General features: G+C 70.6%; 4 protein-coding genes. 2 read left to right on the forward strand and 2 right to left on the reverse strand.

Going from position 1 to position 6,265, the window contains the following annotated elements; all coding sequences use genetic code 11:
• Nucleotides 1–62: 62 nt before the first annotated feature.
• Both ACFVYI_RS28440 and ACFVYI_RS28445 read right to left on the reverse strand, forming a co-directional pair.
• A complete protein-coding gene (locus ACFVYI_RS28440; protein WP_387890727.1) occupies nt 63–365 on the reverse strand; it encodes a hypothetical protein in 303 nt (100 codons plus the stop codon).
• A complete protein-coding gene (locus tag ACFVYI_RS28445) occupies nt 358–4,443 on the reverse strand; it encodes a polymorphic toxin-type HINT domain-containing protein (protein WP_387890729.1) in 4,086 nt (1,361 codons plus the stop codon). Before ACFVYI_RS28445 ends, ACFVYI_RS28440 begins: the two co-directional genes overlap by 8 nt.
• A 483-nt stretch (nt 4,444–4,926) precedes the next feature.
• On the opposite strand from ACFVYI_RS28445, the gene ACFVYI_RS28450 reads away from it, so the two are divergent.
• Nucleotides 4,927–5,439: a hypothetical protein gene (locus ACFVYI_RS28450; RefSeq protein ID WP_387890732.1), complete on the forward strand. Its 513-nt coding sequence runs from the start codon at nt 4,927–4,929 to the stop codon at nt 5,437–5,439.
• A gap of 266 nt (nt 5,440–5,705) precedes the next feature.
• Nucleotides 5,706–6,161, forward strand: a complete 456-nt coding sequence (locus tag ACFVYI_RS28455; RefSeq protein WP_387890733.1) for a hypothetical protein — start codon at nt 5,706–5,708, stop codon at nt 6,159–6,161.
• The last annotated feature ends 104 nt before the right edge of the window (nt 6,162–6,265 follow it).

The following is a 6,265-nucleotide window of genomic DNA, read 5'->3' on the forward strand; positions in this document are numbered from 1 at the left end:
TCCCGTGTCGAGTGTCGGAGGGCGGAAGCGGGACAGTTGTCCGCCGACCAGTCCGAGGTCGGCTACCCTTCGACTGCGTCTGTTCGCGGGATTAGAGGCCCGATCCGCTGCGCCAATTCTTCGGCGGTGAGGTGGCCCCGCTCGCTCAGCTCATTCCAGCTCGCGACCAATCGCGCCGGAGACAGCCCGATGTCGAAGGCATCGGTGAGCATGTTGATCATACTGAAGGCACTTTCTCCAGGGTCAAGCCCCCGTGCTGCGAGATCGTCCTTCAGCCACCTGAGAATCTCAAGTGTCGACTCGCCGGTGACCGATCTGCGGCGCAGGTCTCGAACGATCTCTCGCGCTGCTGGACTGTTACCCACGCCTGAACCTCGCAAAGACCTCGGTGTATTCCCCATGGGTGCCCCGGTTCAGGTCAACTTCAACGTATTTGAACCCACGCCGAAAGGCCATCTTTCCAGTGAATGTCAAGAAAGCCGCCTCCTCCTTCGTCTTTCCATTGCGAATTTCCTCGTTGAACTTCCTCAGGTTTGCATCCAAATCTCCGGAGTTCCAGACCCCATTGATCTGGTGAATGTTGTCGATTCCGCCAACGGCTTGCACCGCTTCCTCGAACATCGTGGATCCGCGTATCTCAAAATCCTCAGGGGAGCGAATGATGAATTCAGCATCGCCCCACTTGTTCAGAGTGACCTTCCAGCCCTGCTGGGCGATGTCGCCGCCGTAGCTCTCCGCTGCCGATACGGTTCCTGTGCATTCGTTGTGAACGAGTACGGGTGTATCTCCGGCCACCACATAGTACGTGTGGAGATCCCTCACCGTCAGGTTATAGGCCGCCTGGAGGGCCGTCCGACGGTGAGCGGTGACGATGTACGCCGTGGCTTTTGCGGGGGTGCGCAGTTGCTCGCCGGCGCTGAGGTTGGCGGCACTGACCCAGTTCTTCGCGCTCTCCGACCAGAAGGCGTGATGGTCAGTCGCGGTCAGGGTGCCGACGGTGCCGTCCGGGCCCTGAACTTCCAGGTCGGTGAACGCCTCGTCGTCGGGTGTGTAGATGACCGCCTCGACGGAGCGGGCACCGGTTACGCCCGTGAGCGGATCGGTGGCAAGAACCTGTTCGCCGACGGCTACCTGCTCGATCGGCTCAGCCGACCCGTCGGCCATGAGGACGCGGGTGCCGGCCGGGAAGCTGTTCTTCTTCAGGCATGATCCGGGAACCTTGGAGAACAGCTTCTTGAGGAAGTCGACGACCTTCTTGCCGCCGGGGAACTTATCGGCCCATTTGGCGAGTTTGGCGATCGCTGCCCCGTCCCCGGCGAGCGGTATGGCGCCGACGCAGGAGAGGATCGCGTTCTCGACGTCCTTCTGGAGGGCGTAGAGGCCGCAGTCGATCAGGTCGGCGATGTCGGCGAAGCCGGGGAAGAACAGCCCGATGGGGCCGCCGATGGCGCCGAGCCCCTTGTGGAGCCAGTCCATGCCCTTGTCGAGAAGGTCGCCGAGCCAGCCGGAGTCGTCGTTCTTGGCCTGCTTGCGCAGCTCCGCCTCCAGGGCGGCGATGCTCTCCTGCTTTCGCTGCTCGGCACTCTTCCTCGCCTCGGCGTCCGCGTTCTCGGTGGCCTTTCGGATGGCTTCCTGCTCGGCTGCCACCTTGGCGGTGTAGGACTGGAACGCCTGACCCCAGGCCTGGAACGCCGTCTGGGCGTCATGGCCGGCCGCCAACGAAGCGCTTCGCGCCGTCGCCGCCGACTCGTAGGCGTCCTGGGCGGACCAGTTCGCCTGGGCAGCCGAAGACGTGGCCCGGCGGGCCGAGTACGCCGCCGACGCTTCGGCATGCCGGGCGGTGGTTTCCGCGGCCCCCGCCGTCTTCGCCGCCGCTGCCGCCCTGTTGGCGCTGGCTTCGGCCTGCTGGGCCTTCGCGCGGGCGTCCGCCGCGTAGCCGGCGGCCCGGTCGGCGGACTCGCGGGCCTGGGTGGCATAGCCGTTGGCCTCGGCTGCCGCGTTGCGGGCGACGGCCGCGGCCTGGGCGGCCTCGGCGGCGCTCTGCTGGGCGTAGGCGGCGACGGCGGAGGCTTCGGCGATCAGGCGCTGGATCTCGGCGATGTGGGTGGTGGCCAGCTGGTCCCTGCGCGCGGCGGTGTACTGCCCGGTCTCGATGAAGGCCCGTAGGACCGGTGGCGGGCTTTCCAGGGCGATGCGTGCGGCGGCCTGGACCTCGGGGCCGCCGGTGCTGCGCAGCAGTGCGGCCTGGACCTGGTCGTCGCTGATCTGTGCGGTGAAGCGGTCGCGGGTGAGGAAGTCGCGCAGGGCGGGGACGGAGCCATTGAGGGCTGCCCGTCCGGCCTGTTGCACGCCCGGGCCGCCGCTGCTGACGAGTTGGGCGACGCTGACCTGGAGGTCGGGCGCGGCGGCCTGGTACTGGCCGGTGGTCAGGAACGCCGTGACCGCCGCCGCGTCGCCGGTGAGCGCCTGGGTGGCCGCCGCGCGGACGGCGGGGAGTTCGGAGTTGGTCGCCAGGGCTGCTGCGCGGTCGCGGTCGTCCAGTTCGTTCGCCTGGCGGCGCCCGGAGGTGAGGTACTCCAGGACGGCGCTGTCGGGGCCGGAGAGTGCGGTGCTCGCCGCACCGACGCCCCAGGCGTCCGAGATCTTCATGGACAGCAGGGCCAGCTTGCGTCCGTCGGTGGCGATCCGCGCGGTGTCGGCGCCGGGCTGGGCGAGGGCGGTGGCGAGGCGGTCGGCCTCGTCCTTGATCCGGCGCAGCTCCTGGACGGCCTCGCCGGCGGCGCTCTGCTTGTCCTGGTAGGCGGCCTTGGCGTCCTTGGCCTTCTCCAGGGCGGCTGCGGTACGGGAGTTGAGGTCCTCGGCCTCCGCGCGGCGGGCGAGGTCCTGGATCGTGTTGGCCGTGTCGACGGCGGCCTTGGCGTTCTGGGCGGCCAGTTGGGCGGCGTCGGCGTGCTCGGTGGCGGCCTGGGCGGCCTGCGCGGCCTCGGTCGCGTGCTGCGCCGCCTCGTTGGCGGCCGCTGCCGCGGCCCGGGCGTGGCCCGCGGCGGAGGCGGCCAGCGTCCGGGCGTCGGACGCGGCCTTGGCGGCCTCGCCCGCCAGGGACTTGGCGGCGGTGGCGGCCCGCGCGGCCTCCTGGGCGTGGCGACGGGTGGCCGCCGCGGCGGCCTTCGCCCGCGCCGACTGGGCTCCGGCCTGGCCCGCGAAGGAACCCGCCTGGTCGGCGGCCGCGGACGCGGCGGCCGAGTTGAGGCTGGCACCCAGCGCGGCGGCTGCCGCGTCCTGGCTGGCGTTGGCCGCCGCGTTGGCTTGGACCAGTGCTGTGGCGGAGGACTCGGCTGCGGCGGCCGCGGCGGCGGCGTCCTGCGCCGCCTTGGCCGCGGCGCCTGCCTTCGACCGGTCGGAGACGGCTGCCGCCGCAGCCGAGCGTGCGGCGGAGGCGGCCTGGGCGGCGCCGGCCGCCGCGTAGGCGGCCTGGGAGGCGGCGCTGGCGGCGGTCCGCGCCGAGTTGGTCGCAGCTCGCGAGGCCTGAACGGCCGTCTGCGCGGCGCGCCCGGCCCGGTCGGCGGCGTCGGCCGCGCGTCCGGCGGCGGCCGCGGCCTTGACGGTGTCGTTGCGTGCGGCCTCGGTCTCGGCCGCGGCCTTCTCGGTGGCCTCCTTGGCCAGTGCGGACGCGGTCAGCGCCTGTGCGGCGGAGGCCTTCGCGGCCTCGGTCTCGCGGACGGCCTGCGCACCGGCCTCCTGGGCCTGCTGGGCGAGCTGGGCCACGCTGGTGCGCTCGACGTCGCGGGCGCGGGCGACGTGCTGGCCGACGGCGAGGAACTCTCGGATGTCGTCGGCCGTGCCGTTGATCGCCAGGCGGGCGGCGGCCTGCGTGTTGGGGCCGCCCTGGCTGAGGATCTGGACCAGCTGCACGCGGTCGTCCGCTTCCCGCGCGGTGTACTGACCGTCGTTCAGGAACGCCTGGACGTCGAACTCGGTGCCGTTCAGCGCGGCCTGCCCGGCCTCCCTGACGCCGGGTCCGGCCCCGTTCATCAGCTGGGCGACCCTGACCTGCTGGTCGGCCTTGAGCGGTTCGCGCCACCCGCCGGCCAGGAATGCCGCGAGGTCCTGCGGGGAACCGGTCAGTGCCCTGCGGGCCGCCTCCTGCACGCCGGGGCCGCCCAGCGCGTGGATCTGTGCCGCGCTGACCTGGTCGTCCTGGATCTGGGTGATTGCCTGTTCACTGTCCAGGAACCGGCGTACGTCGGCGTCGGTGCCGGTCAGCGCGGCCTCGGCCGCGGCCTTGACCCCGACGCCGCCCTCCTGCCAGAAGATCACCACGCGGGCCCGGTCCGTCAGCGGTACCGGATTCGGTTCGTCGTCGGTCGCCAGGGCCGGGCTCGCCCCCAGCAGCCCCGCGACCAGGGCCAGCGGCAGTAGCCGCAGCCACATCCAGCCCGCCACCGGCGGTAACCGGCGCCCCCTGCGCCGCACTGCGGCGCCACCCCACCCGTCCGTCACGAGAAACCTTTCCGGTACCCCGCAGGCCGCATTCGAGTGCGACCTGACTGTCGGCATTACCTGAGAGAAGAGCACGAACCGGTGAGTCCGGTCCACCCTCGTCCGGAAATTCCTCGGCCTTTCGGAATGGCCGCCGGAAAATGGAATGAGAGGCTCCGAGTGAGATGTTCGAACAAGTTCGCCGGCCATGCTGCCTAGCCGGACATGAAGCGCTATGAGGAGCTATATCGCGCTTTCCGTGGTGCGCCGGGTGCGGCCGAATCCGGTAGGGCCAGCGATGCTTGACTTTGATTTGGCGATTCCTTCAAGGTGGGAAAACAATTTCCCGCGCCTCGGAGCCCGGTGCCCTCGGTGAAACGGACGCGGCCGCACCGCTTTTCCCGATCCGTGTACCCGCCTGCGCGATTCACCTGGAAAGAGATTCGGATGAGCCACCGCACGCTCCGCTGGCTGACCGCTGCCGCCCTGGCGGCCACCACCACCTTCGCCGTCGTGGCCGCCGCCTCGGCCGACCCCGCTCCGACCGCCGCCTCGGCCGACCCCGCTCCGGCCGACGACCCGACCCCGCCCCCGGCGGTCGAGGACTTCAGCTACCCGGGCGCCAGCCCGTTCCCGAACCTGAAACTGCTGCGTGGGGACGGGCACATCCTTCTTGCGGACTGCAACACCGCGACCCAGATCCAGCTGTGGAGCCGGGCCGTCCCCAGCTCCTCCGGTGGTCCCTCGGTCTGCTTCCGGGTGAACGGCACGGCCGGCTATCTCGCGCTCGAACTGCCGCAGACCTTCCTCATCCAGACCGCCGACCGCGCGGTTCGCGCCAGCCTCACCGCCGACGGCGTCGCCCAGACGGTCGACGTGCCCAAGGGCGGCATCACCGGCGTCGGCGAGGGTGTCGGGCAGAAGCCGACCGTGCTCGTGGAGCTTCGCGTCACCGGCTGATCCGGGCCTCGACCTGACGGCCCGTCGGCGCTGCCGGCGGGCCGTCGCGGCGTTCCCGGGGCTGCGGGCGAGGTGGTGGGCAGGCCGGCGGGTGCTCGGTCGGGCTGCCGCAGAGATCGCGCCATCGAAGATCGATTTCTGGTCTGTTCATCTTTTCCGTCGTGGATCGTCGCCCAGGCGTTCGAATCGCATGTCAGGGTTGAGGCATGCCACATGTGAAATGTCACATGTGAGTAAGACGATGCCTTGACGAAACGGAGAGTCCGATGAACCGAATCGCTCTGCTCGCTGCGGGGGTCGCCGGCGCGGCGACGCTGCTGGCCGTCCCGGCCCAGGCCGGTGCCGCCACCACGACCACCACCACGACCACCACCACCTGCGGTGCCTCCGGGCTGCAGGCCGGCCTGATGACCAAGGTCTGCGCCGAGGTCACCGGTGACAGCGTGCAGCTGTACGGGCAGGTCAGCCTGGCCGGTCCGCCGAGCCCGGGTGGCCCGGCCCCGGAGACCAAGGAGCTGCTGACCGGGCTCTCCGGTCAGGTCGTGGGCGGCGCCTCGCTCGGCTCGTCGAGCGGGCGCACGCTGTTCACCGCCAGCACCGTGCAGGTCCGTGGCGTCGGCGGCACCGTGCCGTGCGGGTCCACCGTCCACGGCAGCTTCAGCGTGGCGTACTACCCGTGGAACCCGGCTCCGGTCACCGTGGACGTCGTCGTCGCCTGTTGATCGACGCGTTCTGAGCGGTCGGGGGCCGGGGGGGGGGGGACCCCCCCCCCCCCCCCCCCCGGGCAGTTAAAAAAAAAAAAAAACCCCCAACACCACACAAACGA

The organism is Kitasatospora sp. NPDC058218, from assembly GCF_042882445.1.
Taxonomy (GTDB): domain Bacteria; phylum Actinomycetota; class Actinomycetes; order Streptomycetales; family Streptomycetaceae; genus Kitasatospora.